Below are 18,110 nucleotides of genomic sequence, written 5' to 3'. Positions count from 1 at the left end.
CTACGCGTCAGGCGGTCAGGCGGCCGTCGATCTCCGCTGCCAGTTCGGCAACGGTCGGGTGCAGATAGAGCGTGCGCGCGGACAGTTCCACGCCGAAGCGGTCACCGAGCCGGCCGAGCAGGTCGGCCGCGATGAGTGAATGGCCGCCCAGCTCGAAGAAGTCGTCGTCCAGGCCCACCGGTTCGACGCCCAGGAGATCCGCCCACTCCTGCGCCACGGCGTCCTCGGTGGGGTTCGTGGGGGCCAGGTACTCGGTGGGCAGCGCACGGGCCGTCCTGCGGGCGGTGGGCAGGGCTGCGCGGTCCACCTTGCCGTTGCGGTTCAGCGGCAGTGCGGCCAGGGGCAGGATCGCCCACGGCACCATGTAGCCGGGCAGTTCGCCGCGGAGCCACTCGCGCAGGCGCAGTCCGAGTGCGGCGGGGCTGTCGTCCTCAGGCCGTTCGGCGGTGATGTAGGCGAGAAGGCGTTTGCCTCCGGCGCCGTCGTCCTGTGCCACCACGACGGTCTGCCGTACGTCCTCGTGCCGGGCGAGCACCGCCTCGATCTCGCCCGGCTCCACCCGGTATCCCTGGATCTTGAGCTGCCGGTCGGCGCGGCCCAGGAACTCCAGGTTCCCGTCGGGGAGGCGTCGTACGAGGTCGCCGGTGCGGTACAGCCGCCCGCCGCCGGGGGCCGGGGCGAACGGATCGGGGACGAAGCGTTCGGCGGTCGCGCCCGGCCGCCCGGCATACCCGTGGGCGAGGCCCTCGCCGCCCGCGTAGAGCTCGCCCGGCACACCCACCGGGACGGGACGCAGCTCGGGGTCGAGGACCAGGACCCGGGTACCGCTGACGGGCCGGCCGAGCGGGACCGTCCGGCCGGCCGGTGCCTCCGTGGAGGTCCAGCAGGCGGTGAACGTGGTGTTCTCGGTGGGACCGTACCCGTTGGTGAACACCAGTCCCGGATGGGCCTCCAGCAGCCGGCGCACCTGCGTCGCCGACACGACGTCCCCGCCGGCCACGACGTGCCGGAGGCCCGCGAAGGCGTCCAGGTGCCGGCCGGCCATCTGATGGAACAGGCCCGCGGTCATCCAGGCGACCGTGACGCGCTCGTCCGCCAGGGTGGTGGCGAGCTGTTCCGTGGACAGCGGGCCCGGCGGGTGAACGGCCAGCCGCCCGCCGTTGACCAGGGGCGTCCAGATCTCGAAGGTCGAGGCGTCGAAGGCGACCGGGGCGAGCTGCAGGAACACGTCGTCCGGCCCGAACTTGGCCCAGTCCGGCTCGACGACCAGCCGGGAGACCGCGGCGTGCGGCACCCGGACGCCCTTGGGAACACCGGTGGAGCCGGAGGTGAAGCTGACGTACGCCACCGCGGAGGGCGCCACGCCGGCCGAGACGGGCGCCGATACCCCGGCGGCGGTGTCCTCGGCGACGGGCACCACGCACATGCCGGCCGGCGCGTGCGTGCCGAACCTGTCCTGCGCGACGAGGAGGCGGACCCCGGCGTCATCAAGGAGCCGGTGCAGCCGCTGGGTGGGCAGGTCCGGTTCGAACGCGGCGTACGCGGAACCGGCCTTGAGGATCGCGAGCAGGGCCACGACCAGCTCCGGCGACCGCTCGGCAAGCACGCCGACCACGTGCCCCGGGCCCGCGCCCCGCGCCATGAGCCGGTGCGCGAGCCGGTCGGCACGGCCCACCAGCGCGCGGTACGTCAGCTGCTGTCCCGCACAGCTCACGGCCACGGCGTCCGGAGTCCGCTCCGCCTGGTCCTGGACGAGTACGTGCACGGGCCGGGCCGGCGCCGCGGCGTGACCGGACCCCGCCAGACCGCCGACCAGATATCCGTCGTCGTCGGCCAGGGGAAGGGCCGACAGCAAAGAGGACTCACCGGCGTTCAGCGCCCCGGCAGCCGTGGCGAGGAGCCGGGCGAGGTCCACGGGCGGCGCGGTCGCGCCGGCCGAAACCCACCAGCCGTCGAAGCGGACGGCTGCACCGAATCCGACGCGCTGCTCCGGCGGCCCGGCGTCCCCGCTGAGCCGCAGGTCCACGGTGGCTCCGGGGTCGGCGTCCTCGGCCGCCTCCCGGTCGGGGGCGGACAGGGCCGTGCGGATCTCGGCGAGCAGACCGGCGAGGGTCGGATCGGCGGAGACGTCGAGTTCGAGCACGCCTTCGTCCTCACCGTCCGGGTAGGAGAGCCGCACGGTCTCCTGAAGCGTGCACCGGTGCAGGACCGCCACGGCGACAGCCGCGGCGGCGGCGAGTCCGAGAGCGGTTCCACCACCCGAAGGACCCGGCGTGGCGCGTTGCTGCGATTCCGTCATGGGGGTCACGGGGTCTCCTTCGAAGGGGCGGTGCCGGCCGGGATCCGGGCGCGTCGCCGCCGGAGCGAGGAGCGGTCGACGCGCTGGATGGGTGCGACGGCCTCGCGGGGTTTGGCCAGTTGCTCGTCGACATAGGACGCGACGGCGGCGATCGTCGGTGATCCGAAGAGCAGCCCGAGAGGCACGTCGACCTGGTACTCGTGGCGGACCCGCTCCATGATCTCCGAGCCCATCAGGGAGTGGCCGCCCAGAGCGAAGAAGTCGGCGTGCACACTGACCCGGTCCACCCCGAGCGCCGCCGACCAGATGACGGCGAGCCTGGACTCCGTCTCCGTGCTCGGTGCCTTGTGCGCGTCGGCGGCGGCTGTCGGATCCGGGTCGGGCAGCGCCGTGGCGTCGACGGCTCCGGACCTGCCCAGCGGGAAGCCGGGGATCACCAGGAGGTCCGGCGGCACGGCGTGGACGGGCAGCCGCTGCTGCAGGTGACGGCGGACCCGTGCGACGGCCGCACGGCCCCGGGCGACCGTCGACGGGTCGTTGTACCGCTGCGGCCCGGCGTCGACTCCCTCACCCTTCGGCCGCTGCCCGAACCCGGTCGGCAGCTCCGTGCCGGCGCCCGCTTCGCCGCTGCCCGCTTCGGCGCTCCGGGTGAGCAGGACCGTCACCGTGCCGTCGGCGGGGTCCGCGCCGTACTGCACGGTCGCGGCGTAGCCCTCCCGTGCGGCGAGCGTGGTCAAGGTGTGGGGGTCGACCGGGGAGCCGGGGCCCTGGCTTCGGGGGGCGAGGGCCGCGGTGGTGTCGGAGACCGTGCCGGTACGGCCCTCCAGGAGCTCCGCACACGCACGCAGCCGGGTGTGCACCCTGCTGTCCGGCACGGCACCGAGCAGCAGCCGCTGCGGAGTCCGCTCCCGCAGGAGCCCGGCGAGCGCGTCGGCGGTCAGGCCATCGGCCTGCCAGTCCAGGGTGAGGTCCGGAGTCCCGGGCGCGACAGGCGTACCGGCCCGCAGGACGGCGTCGTAGCGGTAGGCGCCGAGCTCGTTGCGGTGGCGGCTCAGCCTCGGGAGCAGGAACACCTCGGAGATACCCGGGAGCCGGGTGGCCAGCTCGGCGAAGTACCGCGGGTCCAGGCAGAGTTCCTCTTCCTGGGCGACCCGGGCCGACACCGCCGCGCGCAGCCGGTCGGCGGGGTCCGCGGCTTCGTGGAGTGCCAGCTGGGCGGGCAGATGCAGCGGCCCGAGCAGCGGCAGGCTCCGTACGGCCCCGAGATAGACATGGCCACCGGGCCGCAACGCCCGCAGCGCGCCTGCCAGGACCCGCTCCAGATAGGCGGCGTCGGGGAAGTACTGGACCAGCGAGTTCAGGACGACGGTGTCGAAGCTGCCCTCGGCCAACGCCCCGAAGTCGTCCGCGGCCCGCTCCAGGAGCTGTACCTCGTCCGCCTTGTCGGCCAGCCAGTCCCCGTGGTCGCGGATGTGCTGCAACGCGTGTGCCGACAGGTCCGTGGCGGTGTATCCGGAGCAGCGCGGCGCCAGCCGGAACAGCAGCGCGCCGGTCTTGCAGCCGATCTCCAGGACATCGCTGGGCCGCAGCGCGAGAATCCGGCGGAAGGTGGTGTCGGCCCACTCCTTCATCTCGGCGGCCGTCAGGTACTCGCCGGTCTGCGGGCTGTTCCAGCCGGCCGGGTTCAGGGTCGGGTCGTCCTCCGCGGCCCGGGTGGAGTAGATCTCCGCGAACCGGGCGCGGCCCGGGTCGCCACCGTCGCCGCCCTCCTGCGGGAGCAGCGTCAGATGGGCGGTCAGGCCGGTCTCCTCGCCCGGTCCGGGCCTGGCCGTGATCAGCGCGCGCTCGACCTCCGGAGCCGTGTGCAGGATCGCCTCGACCTCACTCGGCTCGACCTGGTGGGTGTGGACGCGGATGTCCTCACCGAGCGGGTCGAGGGTGCCGTCCGGGAGCCTGCGGGCCCGCAGGCCGGTGCGGAACAGGCGGGTGCCCGGCCGGAGCGGATCGTCGGCGAACAGGGCCCGGTCCTCGTTCGGGCGGCCGAGGACTCCGTCGGGCAACGGAACGCCGCCCAGGCACAGTTCACCCGGTACACCGAGCGGGACCGGGAGTCCGCAGGCGTCCAGGACCCGCGGTACGGCGCCGGGTTCCTCCGCGCCGACCTGGGACAGGGTGCCCGTGCGGTGCTCGGCCAGCAGGGGCTGGGCCACGACGTCGAGCGCCGCGTGCGCGGGGCCGTACTGCAGATGGACGCGGCAGCCGGGCGCGCGTGCCCGCAGCCGGCGCACCAGTTGCGGCCAGGGCCGCTCGTCATGGCAGACGACTTGGCGCAGGGCTTTCCCCGGCAGGCCGGTGTCGAGCAGTGCGGCCAGCTCGGACGGGGTGCAGCTCAGGGTGTTCACCTCGGGGTCGCCGGGCGTCCCGGCCCGGTCCACCGGTTCCTCCCGGCCGGTCAGGGTCAGGCTGCCGCCGGCGGCGGGGGCCCACAACAGCTCCCAGGGCGAGAGGTCGAAACCGGCTCCGGTGACCAGGCAGTGGGGGCGGTCCGTGCCGGTCTCCGCGTAGGCCGAGGCCGCCCAGCGCAGGCGGTGGGTCACGCCCGCGTGGGTGTTGACCAGGCCGCGGGGCGTTCCGTTCGCCGGCTGCGGGTAGTTGACGAAGGCCCGGTCCGCGGGCGTCCGCGTGAGCGCGGGGCGGTCGGCCGGCCACGCGCCGAGTCCGCCCGTGGCGTCGAGGCGGCTGACCATGGAGTCGAGGCCTTCGGGACCGTCACCCTCGACGAGCACGAGGCCGGTGGAGCAGTCGAGCAGGACGTCGTTGAGGTCCGCGACGGGGTAGCCCGGATGCAGTGGCACCGCCAGGGCGCCGGCCTTGAGTACGGCCAGCAGGGCGACGAGGAGGTCGGGGGACGGCGGCAGGCAGACGGCGACCGGCTGGTCCGGGAGCACCCCCCGGTCCCGGAGCAGCCAGGAGAGGCGGTTGGACCGCTCGTCGAGCTGCCGGAAGGTCAGGCTGCTGTCGCCCGCCCGGACGGCGGTCTCGTCGGGCCGCAGCCCGGCCTGCTCCTGGAAGAGTGCGGGGACCGTGGCCGGCGCGTCCTGTTCGCGGCGGGGGGCGGGGTGGCCGGAGCCGATCCGGGCCAGCTCGGCGGCGCCCACCACCGCGAGTTCCCGTGCGGGGACGTCCGGCTGCCGGCCGGCCTCCTCCAGGACGGTACGCAGGGAGTCCAGCATGCGCACCACGACGTCCTCGGTGAACGCGTCGGTGGAGAAGTAGACCGTGCCGGTGATGGCGCCGTCATCGGCCGGCGACAGGTCCACCTCCAGGTCGAAGCGTGCCGTGTTGGTGCTCAGCGGCTCGATGGTGAAGGTGAGGCCCGGCAGCTGCGCGCTCCAGTGCGGTTCGTTGTGGAAGCCGAGCTGGTGCCGCACCAGGGGCATCCGCGCGAGGGCGTCGCGCTCGGGCGTGACCGCTTCGATGATCCGCTCGAACGACACGTCCTGGTGGTCGTAGGCGCTGAGGCAGGCGTCCCTGGACTGCCTGAGCAGGTCCCGGTAGGTCGGGGTGCCCGAGGTGTCCATGCGCAGGACCACCTCGTTGATGAAGCAGCCCGCGAGGTGTTCCAGCTCGGCGTGGCGGCGCCCGGCCACGGGGCAGCCGATCAGGATGTCGTCCTGGCCGCTCCAGCGGGAGAGGACGAGGGACTGGGCCGCGACCAACGCCATGTACGGGGTAGCCCGTTCGGCCTCGGCCACCTCGGTGATGCGGCGCACCGTCTCGGGGTCGATCCGGTACTCCAGGGTGCCGCCGGACCAGCTGAGCTCGGTGGGCCGGGGCAGGCCCGTGGCGACGTCCACCAGGCGGGTCTCGTCGAGGCGCTCCCGCCAGTAGTCGAGCTGGCGCCGGACCGCCGCGTCGTCCAGCCAGCCGCGCTGCCAGGCCGCGAAATCACCGTACTGGACCGGCAGTTCGGGCAGGTCGGCGGGAACGCCGCGCACGTGTGCGGCGTAGCGCTCGCCCAGCTCCCGGATGAGGACGTTGAGCGACCAGCCGTCGGTGGCTATGTGGTGCTGGCAGATGAGGAGCAGATGTTCGTCGTCGGCCAGCCGCAGCAGCATCGGGCGCAGCATCGGGTCGCGTTCGAGGACGAAGGGCCGGTCGGTCTCCTCCTGGCAGCGACGCCGGGCCGCTGCCTCCCGCTCCGCTTCGGGCAGACCGGTGAGGTCGACCGTGGGGAGCTCCACGCCGGTGAAGGGGTGGACCGTCTGTATGGGGATGCCGCCGGTCTGCCCGTACGTGGTGCGCAGGATCTCGTGCCGTTCGACGATCTCGCCCAGGCAGCGGTGGAGCAGCTCCGCGTCGAGCCGGCCGCGGAGCCGGGCCGCGCCCGCGACGTTGTACACGGTGGCTTCGGGTTGCAGCCGGTAGAAGAACCAGATGCGCTGTTGCACGGAGGACAGGGGCATGCTCGTGCGGTCCCCGTCGTAGCGGGGGATGCGGGTGCGCGCACTGGCCGGAGCCTCGTGCTCCGTCAGCCGGCTGAGCAGTTCCCTCTGTTCAGCTGTCAGCGTTGCCGGTCGCATGGACGCCTCACTCTGTCTGCGGGGACGGGTCGGTGGAGTTGGCCGTACGGCTGCGAAGACGCCGTACGCGGTCGGTCAGGGCACCCGCTGCGCGGGCCCGCTCCTCGGGGACCCGATGGTGTCGGTGACATCGGCGCACAGCCGTGCCAGCACCTCGGCCGTCCGGTCGTGCACGAAGAAGTGACCCGAGTCGAACGTGTGGACCGCGAAGTCGCCGTTGCTCTCCGCCCGCCACTCGGCGGCCCGCTCCGGCCGTACACCGGTGTCCGATTCCCCGAGATAGACCCGCACGGGGCAGTCCAGGGGCCGGGTGTCCTCGGGCCAGGGCCCTGCCAGGACCGCCAGGTCCGCGCGGAGCGGGGGCAGCATCAGCGCTATGTAGTCCTCGTTGCCGAGCAGTTCCGGCGGGGTGCCGCCCATCTCACGGAGGAACGCGCGTGCTCCGTCCTCGCTGAGCCACTTCGTGTAGTCCGTGTCCCGGGCGGGACGCGGGGCCTCGCGGGCCGCGGCGATCAGCAGCGCGGGCGTGATGGCCCGCTCGCGGCGGAGCAGCCGGGCGAGTTCGGCGCCCACAGCGGCGCCCATGCTGTGCCCGAAGATCACCAGCGGTCGGTCCGCGAGCGTCGCCACCTCGTCGGCGAGCGGTTCCAGGATCTCCCGCACGGTCCGTGCGGGCGGCTCGCTCAGCCTGCTGCCGTGCCCGGGCAGCTCCACCGCCACCACCCCGATGTCGGCCGGCAGCAGCTGCGACCAGCGCCGGTAGGTGTGCGCCGCGGTGCCCGCACCGGGAAGGCAGAGCACCCGCAGGGTGACCTGCTCGCTGTGCGACCAGTCACGCAGCCATGTCAGCCGTGCCATCCTCATGTTCCCTTCACAGCCCGTCCGGCGCCGCAGGACACCGGGTTCCAGCTTCGCCACCGGGGGCGGGAGTTGCAGTCGGGGGTGTTCCTGACAGGGACACCGTTGCGGGCGCGCCCGGCCCGCTGAGTGCCGCAAGGAGCCCTTCGGCCCCACGCCGTCGGGGGCGCGGGGCGTCCGCTTGCTGTCATCGCCCGGGCAGCGGGTGATCGGGCAGCGGGAAGCGCCGGCACAGTTCCGTGACCCGGCCCGCGACCCGGGCCCGTACCTCCTCGTCCAGGACGTAGGTACGGTCGCCCGAGGGACGTACGGCATCGAGCACGGTGTCGAACAGTTCCGCGCACTCGGTCATTTCCGTCACCCCCATGCCGCGCAGCGCGAGCACATTGGTCCCGAGGCGTACGCCGCTGGTGATCTGTGGTCCGTGCCGGTCGCCGGGGATGCTGTTCTTGTTGACGACGATCCGGCACTCTTCCAGCGAACCCTCGGCGATCTTCCCGGTCAGTCCGCGCCGGCCCACGTCGATCAGGACCATGTGGGTGTCCGTGCCCCCGGTCAGCACGCGGTGTCCGAGGCGGTCCAACTCCTTGGCCAGGGCACTGGCGTTGACGACGATCCGCTGGGTCAGCGCACGGAATCCGGGCTTGGCCACCCGGGCCAGGGCACGTGCCTTGGCAGCCACCGTGTTCAGCCGGGGGGTGCCCTGGAGGTAGGGGAAGACGGCGTCCTGGAGTGCGGCCGCGAGCGGTTTGCCCGAGGCGGTGGGGGTCTCCGCGTCACGGCCGAGCAGGATCAGTCCGCCGCGGGGTCCGTACAGCTGCTTGTAGGTGCTGGTCGTGGTCACATGGGCGACGTCGACGGGGCTGGGGTGCTGGCCGGTGGCGACCAGACCGGCGATGTGCGAGATGTCCGCCACCAGGTAGGCACCGACTTCGTCGGCGACCTCACGGAACCGCCCGAAGTCGATGGCCCGGGGGTAGGCGCTGGCGCCGCAGAAGATGAGCCGGGGCCGGTGCCGTCGGGCCAGTTCGGCCATGGCGTCGTAGTCGATGAATCCGTCCTCGTCGAGGCCGTACCGGACCGGCGTGAAGAACCGGCCGCTCATCGACGCGGCGGCACCGTGCGTGAGGTGCCCGCCCGCCTTGAGACCCATGCCGAGGACGGTGTCGCCCGGGTCGAGCAGGCTGCAGAGGACCACCTGGTTGGCGGTGGATCCCGAGTGCGGCTGGACGTTGGCGTACCGGGCGCCGAAGGCCGTCTTCGCCCGGTCCACGGCCAGGCGTTCGATCGCGTCGACCACGTCGCAGCCCGCGTGGTAGCGGGCGCCGGGGTATCCCTCGGTGGTGACGTTGCCCGCCGCGCTGGCCTCGCAGGCCAGGACGGAGGGGTCGGCGACGCTCGCCGCGGCGACCATGGCCAGCGTCTCGTGCTGGCGGAGCTGCTCACGTTCGAGCAGCCCGTGGAGCTCCTGGTCCTGCTCGGCGAGCAGCTCCACTCCGTGGGCCAGGGTGCGGCCGACGATCCCGGCCGCCCTCACCGGGCCTCCTCGAGGTCGTTGAGAAGTTCCCTGGTGCGTTCCTGGTCCAGCGAGATCACCCGGAGGTAGATCTCGGCGATGGCGTTCACGTCCGTCCCCAGGTCCCGGGCGGTGCGCTCGGCGACTTCCGCCTGCCCGGCCACGGTCGCGGCCTCGAAGACGTCGCGCAGCGGCAGGTCGACGCGCAGGTACTCGCTCAGGGCGGACGCCACCTGCGTCACACCGAGCGAGTTGCCGCCCAGCTCGAAGAAGTCGTCATGCAGTCCGACCCGTTCGCCTCGCAGCACGCCCTGCCAGATGTCGGCGATCGCCCGCTCCAGGGCGGTGGCGGGTTCGACGAACTCCCCGGACAGCGCCAGTGTCCCGGCCCCGGCGGCCGGCAGCGCGCGGCGGTCCACCTTCCCGTTGGCCGAGAGCGGAAGCCGCTCCAGCGGGACGAACGCGTCCGGGACCATGTAGTCCGGCAGGGAGGCGGCGAGGTGCGCGCGCAGCTCGCCGACGGTCGGGAGCAGGTCGCCCTCGGCCACCAGGTACGCGGTGAGACCGACGCCGTGTCCCGCCTCGTCGGTGCGTACGGCCGTCACCGCCTCGGCGATGTCCTGGTGCCGGCCGAGCGCCGCGTCGATCTCTCCCAGCTCGATCCTGAAGCCGCGCACCTTGACCTGGTGGTCCAGGCGCCCGATGAGGTGGATGGTGCCGTCCGGCGCGTAGCGCGCGAGGTCCCCGGTCCGGTACAGCCTGCTGCCGGCGGGGATGCCGGGGCGGGTGCCCGCGTACGGGTGCGGCACGAAGCGCTCGGCGGTCAGTGCGGGGCGCCCCAGATAGCCGCGGGCCAGGCCGATACCGCCGAGGCAGAGCTCGCCGGGCACGCCGACCGGCACCGGTTCGAGCCGTTCGTCGACGACGAGGGCCTGCTGGTTCGCCATCGGCCTGCCGTAGGGGATGTGTACCCAGTCGGGGCCCACCTCGCCGACCGGCTGGACGATGGAGTGGATCGACGCCTCGGTCGCGCCGCCCATCACGATCACGTTCAGGTCCGGGAAGAGCGCCCTGGCCCGGTCCGGCAGCGGGACCGGCACCCAGTCACCGCCGAGGAAGGCGACGCGCAGCGTGGGGCGGGCCGGGGAGCCGTCGCCGTAGCCGTCGACCAGGGCCTCCAGGAGCGTGGGGGCGGAGTTCCATACGGTGACGCCGTGCCGTTCGATCAGTTCGGCCCAGTGCCGCGGGTCCTTGGCGCGGTCGGGGTCGGGCAGCACCGTGGTGCCGCCGGCGGCGAGCATCCCGAGCAGTTCGTACACCGACATGTCGAAGCTGAGCGACGAGAGCGAGAGGACGGAGTCGGAGGGCCCGATGTCCTGGCCCCTGTTGAGGTCGGTGATGTTGTTGACGACACCGCGGTGGGTGACGGCGACGCCCTTGGGGCTCCCGGTCGAACCCGAGGTGTAGATGACGTAGGCGAGATGGCCGGGTGTCACCGCGGCCGGTGCCCCGCTCTCGGCCAGGAGTCCGTCGTCGTCGAGCTCCGCCACGTTCATCACGCGCACGGCGGCCGGACCGGCGCCGCCGGCCACCTGCCCGGTGGCCGCGTCCACCGGCAATCGTGACAGGGCGGCGGAGTCGGTGAGGAGGACCGCGGGCCGGGCGTCGGCCAGCATGAAGGCCAGACGTTCGGCCGGGTAGCCGGGGTCCAGCGGAACGTAGGCGCCGCCCGCCTTGAGTACCCCGAGCACCGCCGCGGCCAGATGGGCGGAACGCTCCATGCAGAGGGCCACGGGAACATCGGGCCCTACGCCGGCCGCGCGCAGCGCCGCGGCCACGTGCCCGGCCTTCCGGTCCAGTTCGCCGTAGCTGATCCCGCCATCGGTCCAGGCCAGCGCCTGCGCTCCGGGGCGCTCCTCGGCCTGCCGCTCGAACAGCTGGTGCAGGCAGAGGTCCGGTGCGGGCGCCGCCGTGTCGTTCCACTCGGACACGGCACGTTCCGTCTCGGCCCCGGTGAGCCAGGGCAGTTCGCCGACCCGGCGCTGCGGGTCGCGGACCGCCGCGGTCAGCAGCACCTGGTAGTGGTCCCACAGGCGGGCCACCGTGGCGGCGTCGAAGAGGTCGTCCGCGTACTCGATGAAGCCCGTGAACACCCCGTCCACGGAGCGGAGCTGGACGTCGAGGTCGCACTGCGCGCCGCCGCGCTCCATCCCGGTGACGGTGGCCCGGAGACCGCGCAGGGCCGGCTCGGGCACCGGCGCGTTCTGGAGGATGAACATCACCTGGGCCAGGGGGTTGACGCTCAGATCGCGCTGTGGCCGGACGTCCTGGACCAGCCGCTCGAAGGGTAGGTCCTGGTGGTCGAGGGCGCCCAGGGTGGTGTCACGGACCCGGCCGAGCAGTTCGGCGAAGTCCGGGTCGCCCGCCAGTGAGGTGCGCAGCAGCAGCGTGTTGATGAAGCACCCGATGACCTGTTCGGTCTCCGGTGTACGGGTGGCCGCGCCGGTACTCACCACGATGTCCTGCTGTCCGCTGTAGCGGCCGAGGAGGAGCTGGAAGGCAGCGAGGAGCGTCATGAACGGGGTGACGCCCAGACGTTGCGACAGGTCATGGACCGCGGCCGAGAGGTCGGGGGCCAGTCGTACGGCCAGTTGCCGGCCCCGCAGACTCTGCACCGCGGGACGCGGGCGGTCGAAGGGAAGGTCGAGGACCGGCGGGGCCCCGGCCAGTGCCGCCCGCCAGTAGCCGAGCAGTTCGCCCAGGCGCTCGCTCTGCAGCTGCTCCCGCTGCCAGACCGCGAAGTCCGGGTAGTGCAGCGGGAGTTCCGGAAGGTCCACGGGCTCACCCGCGCTCAGGGCGGCGTAGGCGATACCGACCTCGCGCAGGAGTATCCCGCAGGACCACATGTCGGCGACCAGGTGGTGCAGGGTGACGGCGAGCACATGGTCGTCCTCGGCGAGACGCAGCACGCGGCCGCGCAGCAGCGGCCCCCGGCCCAGGTCGAACGGCCGGGCGGCCTCGGTGCCCAGCGTCTCGTCGAGGTCCGCCTCGGCCACCTCGACGAGCGGCAGAGCGATCGGCGCCGCCGCCTCGACCACCTGCACCGCACGCCCGTCCACCTGCCGGAACACGGTGCGCAGCGCCTCGTGACGGTCCACGACGTACTGCAGGGCACCGTGCAGTGCCTCGCGGTCGAGGCTGCCGCGCAGCCGGAAGGCCAGCGGGATGTGGTAGGCGGCGGTGTGCGGGGTCAACTGCTCCACGAACCAGAGCCGTTCCTGGGCGGAGGCCAGGGGGAAGATCGTCGGTTGCGGGGTCTGCATGGCCGTCTCCACACGTCGGTATTGCGGTCGGGGACAACAGGACTGCGGGCCGTACCCCATGCCGTGGGCACCGGGCGCGGCGGCTTTCAGGAGAGGGTGTCGGGGAGGGTCAGGCGCCCGGAGCCGGTCGTGCCGGCCAGATAGCGCGAGCGGTCGACCCGGGCGATGACGGTGCGCGACGCGCCCTGCCCGCCCGGGCCCCCGGTGCCGGCCGCTCGCTGCATGCCGGTGTCGACCGAGGCCGCGACGCGGGCGACCGTCGGCTCGACGAAGAGTTCCTGGAGCGGGACCTTCACCCCGAACCGGTCGTCTATGCGCAGCGCGAGCCGGGCCATGAGCAGGGAGTGCCAGCCGAGGGCGAAGAGATCGTCGTCGCGCCCGACCCGCGCGGTTTCGAGGAGCTCGGCGACCAGGCCGGCCACGGCCGCTTCGGTCGGGCTGAGCTGCGGGGCGGCGCCGGCCGTGGCGTTGTCCGGCGTGGCGTCCGAAGGTTCCCGGCCCAGGGCGACGAGCGCCCGGCGGTCCACCTTGCCGTTGACCGTCAGCGGCAGGGCGGAGACCGGGCGGAAGCTGCCCGGCACCAGGTACTCGGGCAGCCGCTCCCGCAGATGCGCCCGGAGTCCGGCGGCCGTCGGCGGCGCCTCGCGGGGCACCACGTATCCGGTCAGCCCGGTGCGGCCACGGGAGTCCTGGTCCGCCAGGACGAAGGCGTCGCGGACGCCGGGGTGGGTGCGCAGCGCCACGGCGATCTCGCCCGGCTCGATCCGGTGACCGCGGATCTTGACCTGGGAGTCGGCGCGGCCGAGGTACTCCAGGGAACCGTCCGGCCGCTGCCTGGCCAGGTCGCCGGAGCGGTACATGCGCTCCCCGGCCCGGTCGGGGTGCGGGACGAACCGTTCGGCCGTCAGGGCCGGCTGCCCCAGATAGCCGCGTACGACTCCCCGGCCGCCGATGCAGATCTCCCCTGCCTCACCGGGGGCCACCGCACAGCCGTCCTCATCGAGCAGGCGCAGATCGGTGCCCCCGAGCGGAGCACCGAGCGGGACCTCGGCGGCCGTGTCCGGTGGCGCCGGAACAGGAGACGGCGCCGGTCCGGTCCCCCGCCGCAGCGGCCCGTAGGTGGCGTGCACGGTGATCTCGGTGATGCCGTACATGTTGGTCAGCCGGGTCGCCGGATCACCGTGCGCCGCCCAGCCGGCGAGGTGGCCGGTCTCGAGCTTCTCTCCGCCGAAGATGATGTGGCGCAGGTCCAGGCCGCGGAGCAGCCGCGGTGGGACGTCGGTCAGTTCGGCGAAGACGGCGGGAGTCTGGTTCAGCACGGTGACCCGGTGCCGGCGCAGCAGTTCCCAGAAGTCCGGCGGCGACAGCGTCTCCCTCGCCTCCACCAGTACGAGCTTGCCGCCGTGCACGAGCGGGCCCCACATCTCCCACACCGAGAAGTCGAAGGCGTAGGAGTGGAAGAGCGTCCACACGTCGGTGTGGTCGAAGCGGAAGTCCGCGGCGGCCGCGAAGAGGTTGGCCACGCCCCGGTGGGGCACGAGCACGCCTTTGGGCCGTCCGCTGGAGCCCGAGGTGTGGATGACGTACGCCAGCCGGTCGAGGTCGCCCGGAACACCGGGGTCGGTGGCCGGCAGCGCCGCGAGCGTCTCCGCCTCCGCGTCGAGGTCGATGAGCAGGGCGTCGTGGGCGGGGACCCGGGACCGGGTCTCCGCACAGACCAGGACGATCGGCGGCCGGGCGTCTTCGAGGACGTACCCGGTCCGCGCGGACGGGTGCGCCGGATCCAGCGGCACATAGGCACCGCCCGCCTTGGCCACCGCGAGGACGGCCACGACGAGCTGGGGCGAGCGGGGGAGGCAGAGCGCCACCAGTGACTCGGGGACCACCCCGGCCTCGCGCAGCCGGTGGGCGAGCCGGTTGGCCCGGACGTCGAGCTCCGCGTAGGTCAGTGCGCCGCCGTTCCAGACGAGCGCCGTCCGGTCCGGTGCGATCTTTGCGCGGCGGGCGAACATCTCGTGCACGGGGAGCGGTTCGGCGCTCTCCCCGTAGTCGTTCCTCGCCGTGCTCGGCTCCGGGCCGAGGAGCCGCGGATCGGACAGCGGCGTCCGCGGGTCACGGGTCACCGTGTCGAGGACGGTGCGGAACTGATCCGCCCAGTCTCCGGCGGACGCGGACCGGACCAGCGCCGCGTCGAAGTGCAGCACTCCGTGCCACTGGCCGTCGATCTCGGCGAGGGTCACGCCGGTCTCGAACTGGCTGGCCGGCGGAGTGAACGGCACTGATTCCAGGGCGAGTCCACCGACCGTGCCGCGGGCCCCCGCGAGTCCCAGGGCGCAGGCTGCCGCCAGCGGACCGTGTCCGCCGACCGGCCGGTGCACGGTGATGACGGCCTGGGCGAGCGTGGGGCGCCCGGGGCTGCGCCGTGGCCGCAGGCGTTCGATCAGGACGGGCAGGGGCAGTCCCGCGTGGGCGGCCGCGGACCGTGCGGTGCGGTGGGTGCGCCGGAGCAGTGTGCCGAAGTCGTCGGTGCGCCCGAGCCTGCCGCGCAGCACCAGCATGCCCGCGAACAGCCCGATGCCGTCGGCCTCGTCCGCCGATCGGCGGCCGTGCTCCGGGGTGGCGACGAGCAGGTCCTGTCGGCCGCTGAGGCGGGCGAGGAGGATCTGGTAGGCGGCGAGCAGAACCGTGTAGGGGGTGGTCCGGGCAGCGGTCGCGGTGGCGGCTGTCCGGGCGCTGAGCTCCGGGCCGAGAGCGAAGGGCACGCTCGCACCCCGCGACGCCGTGCGGGCCGGCAGCGGGTGGCCGGCGGGCAGCACGTCGGGAGACGGCCCGTCCGTGGGCAGCGGCAACAGCGCTGGGGCGCCCGCCAGTTCCTCGCTCCAGTACGCCCACAGCCGCTCCTGCTCGTCCGCGGCCGGTTGCTTCGGCTCTCCGCTGTCGCCCGGCCGCGCGGGTGGCGTGTCGCCCCGCAGCGCAGCGGGATAGAGCAGGTCGAGATCGGCCAGGAGGACCTCGACCGACCACAGGTCCGCGACGATGTGATGGATCGCGAGGACGAGTCGGTGGTCGTCGGCACCGAGCGTGAAGACCGCGGCCCGCAGAAGCGGCCCCCCGGCCAGGTCGAACGGCCGGTAGGCGGCCTCGGTGAGACGCTCGCGCAGGGTCTCCGCGTCGAGCCCGGAGGCGTCGTGCCGGACGAAGTCGATCCGCGGGTCCTGCCGAAGGCGTCGTACGGGACCGTCGCCGGTCATGGGGAAGGTGGTACGCAGCCCCGGGTGCCGTGCCACCGCAGCGTGCAGGGCCCTCTCCAGCGCTTCGGTGTCCAGGGGGCCGCGGACGGCCACCGCCGAGGCGATCACCTGGGCGCGGCCGTCGGGCGCGACCTGGTGTCCCAGCCACTGCGCGTACTGGTTCGAGGTGAGTGGCCGGTCCCCGGCGGGCTCGGCGGGTGTGGTTTCGGCCGGGCCCTCGATGGTGGGCTTCGGTGCCGCGACGAGCGCGGCGAGCTCGGAGAGGGTCAGGGCCGCCGCTTCCTCGAAGTCGATCCGGTATCCGAGCTCGCGCTCGATCCGGTGCTGCAGTTCCACCGTGCCCAGCGAGTCGAGGCCCAGCTCGATCAGCGTCCGGTCGGCGGGTAGGTCGTCATGCCGCAGAAGGCGGCTGAGCTGCGTGCGGAGGAGGCTCAGAGCCCGGCCGGCGTCGGCCTCCGGCAGCGCGGGGCCGGGCACGGCGGGAACGGGAGGCGCAAAGGGCGCGGAGGGAACGGAGGGCGCGGAGGGAACCGTGGGCGCGGAGGCGGGTTCCGCGTCGGCGGCCGGCCCGGCGGCACCTTCGTCGTCCGCGTGGACGGTCTTCAGTGAACCGGCCAGGAGCTCCGCCTTGCAGGCACTCCGCTGCACCTTGCCGCTGGACGTGCGCGGCAGGCTGCCGGCCCGGATCAGCACGACGGTGTGCGGCCGTACCTGATGCGCGGCGGCTACGGCGGCGCGGACGGTCGTCACCACCTGTGCGCAGTCGCCGTCGAAGCCGCGGTCGAGTTCGTGCACGAGGGCGAGTTCCTCGGCCCCGGCGTCGCCGCTTCCGGTGAGGGAGAAGGCCGCTCCCCCGCCGGGACGCAGCGCCGGATGGCTGTGCTCGACGGTCTGCTCGATGTCGGTCGGATAGTGGTTCCGGCCACGCACGATGATGAGGTCCTTGAGCCGGCCGACCACGTGGAGCTCGCCCCCGGACCGGTACCCCAGGTCGCCCGTACGCAGGAAGCGCGGCTCGGTGGTGCCGCCGAGGGTGGCCGCGAAGGTGGCCTCGGTGAGCTCGGGCCGGCCCAGGTAGCCCTCGGAGACACCGGGTGAGCTCACCCAGATCTCGCCGACCCGGCCGGGTTCGGCGAGATCGTGCGTGGCGGGGTCGACGATCTCCACACGGACGCCCGGGGCCGGTGTCCCGCTGGACACCACGGGAGCGCTGCCGTCCGGTGGGGCCGCGTCGACGGCCGCCGCGGTCCCGCGCGGTTTCGCCGAAACCAGCAGGGTCGCCTCGGCGAGGCCGAAGCAGGGTGTCAGCGCCTCGGCACGAAAGCCGCTGTCGGCGAAGGCGTCGGCGAAGCGGCGCAGGGTGGAGGGCCGCAGCGGCTCGGCGCCGTTGAAGGCGATCTCCCAGGAACCGAGGTCGAGCGCGGCCCGCTCCTCGGGCGAGATGCGGTCGACGCACAGGTCGTAGGCGAAGTTGGGGCCGCCGCTCGCCGTTCCGCCGGCCGCGCTGATCGCCTCCAGCCAGCGGGCGGGCCGCTGCGCGAACGCGGAGGGCGACATCAGTACGCAGCTTCCGCCGCAGTACACGGTGCCGAGGACCGAGCCGATCAGGCCCATGTCGTGGTACATGGGGAGCCAGGACACCACCCGTGTGCCGGCGGACGTCCCGAACGCCTGCTGGGTCACGTGTGCGTTGGACAGCAGATTGCCGTGGCTGAGCACCACGCCCCGCGGGCTGCTGGTCGAACCCGAGGTGTACTGGATGAACGCCGTGGTCCGCTCATCGGCCCGGTACGGCGTCCAGCCGTCGGCCGCTGCTCCCCGCGCCACGGAATCGGTCGCCACCAGCCGCAGTCCCGCGACCGCGGGCGCCCTGGACGCCAGGCGTGCGGCGAACTCCGCGGTGGTCAGGGCCGTGTCCACGCCGCAGTCCTGGATGATGCCCGCGATGCGCTCCAGCGAGCGCGCCTGGCGGGTGGGCGGATAGGCGGGGACCGCCACGGCGCCCGCGTACAGACAGCCGAAGAACGCCGCCACGTAGTCGAGACCCGAGGGGTAGAGCAGCAGCACCCGGCGACCGGCCAGGCCGAGTCCCTGGAGGTGGACGCCGATCATCCGGGCCGTGGAGTCGAGCTGGGCGTACGTCAGTTCTCCGGCCGGCACCTCCCCGTCGGAGAGGTAGCTGAAGGCGACACGGTCCGGTGAACGCAGTGCGGTATCGGCGAGCAGCTCGGTCCAGCTGCCTGCCACGGGGCGGATCTGGGTCATCAGCACCTCTGTCGT

At 73.4% G+C, this 18,110-nt stretch carries 6 protein-coding genes; all 6 read right to left on the bottom strand.

Annotated features, from left to right (window positions below; genetic code table 11):
• Window positions 1–7: 7 nt before the first annotated feature.
• Window positions 8–2,299 (bottom strand): non-ribosomal peptide synthetase, encoded by a 2,292-nt coding sequence (locus EAO72_RS02265; RefSeq protein WP_148015544.1) that lies wholly within the window; start codon window positions 2,297–2,299, stop codon window positions 8–10.
• 5 nt (window positions 2,300–2,304) lie between these two features.
• Window positions 2,305–6,882 (bottom strand): non-ribosomal peptide synthetase, encoded by a 4,578-nt coding sequence (locus EAO72_RS02260; protein WP_148015471.1) that lies wholly within the window; start codon window positions 6,880–6,882, stop codon window positions 2,305–2,307.
• 75 nt (window positions 6,883–6,957) lie between these two features.
• A complete protein-coding gene (locus EAO72_RS02255) occupies window positions 6,958–7,740 on the bottom strand; it encodes a thioesterase II family protein (RefSeq protein WP_148015470.1) in 783 nt (260 codons plus the stop codon).
• 187 nt (window positions 7,741–7,927) lie between these two features.
• A complete protein-coding gene (locus EAO72_RS02250; protein ID WP_261991275.1) occupies window positions 7,928–9,277 on the bottom strand; it encodes a serine hydroxymethyltransferase in 1,350 nt (449 codons plus the stop codon).
• Window positions 9,274–12,579, bottom strand: coding sequence for a non-ribosomal peptide synthetase (locus EAO72_RS02245; protein WP_187284894.1), 3,306 nt, complete (start codon window positions 12,577–12,579; stop codon window positions 9,274–9,276). Before EAO72_RS02245 ends, EAO72_RS02250 begins: the two co-directional genes overlap by 4 nt.
• Before the next feature lie 86 nt (window positions 12,580–12,665).
• Window positions 12,666–18,095: a non-ribosomal peptide synthetase gene (locus tag EAO72_RS02240; protein WP_148015468.1), complete on the bottom strand. Its 5,430-nt coding sequence runs from the start codon at window positions 18,093–18,095 to the stop codon at window positions 12,666–12,668.
• Between the last annotated feature and the right edge of the window lie 15 nt (window positions 18,096–18,110).

This window comes from Streptomyces sp. OR43 (assembly GCF_008042275.1).
GTDB lineage: Bacteria > Actinomycetota > Actinomycetes > Streptomycetales > Streptomycetaceae > Streptomyces.
The sequence above is the reverse complement of the archived record's forward strand: the minus strand, read 5'-3'. Positions and strand labels throughout refer to the sequence as shown.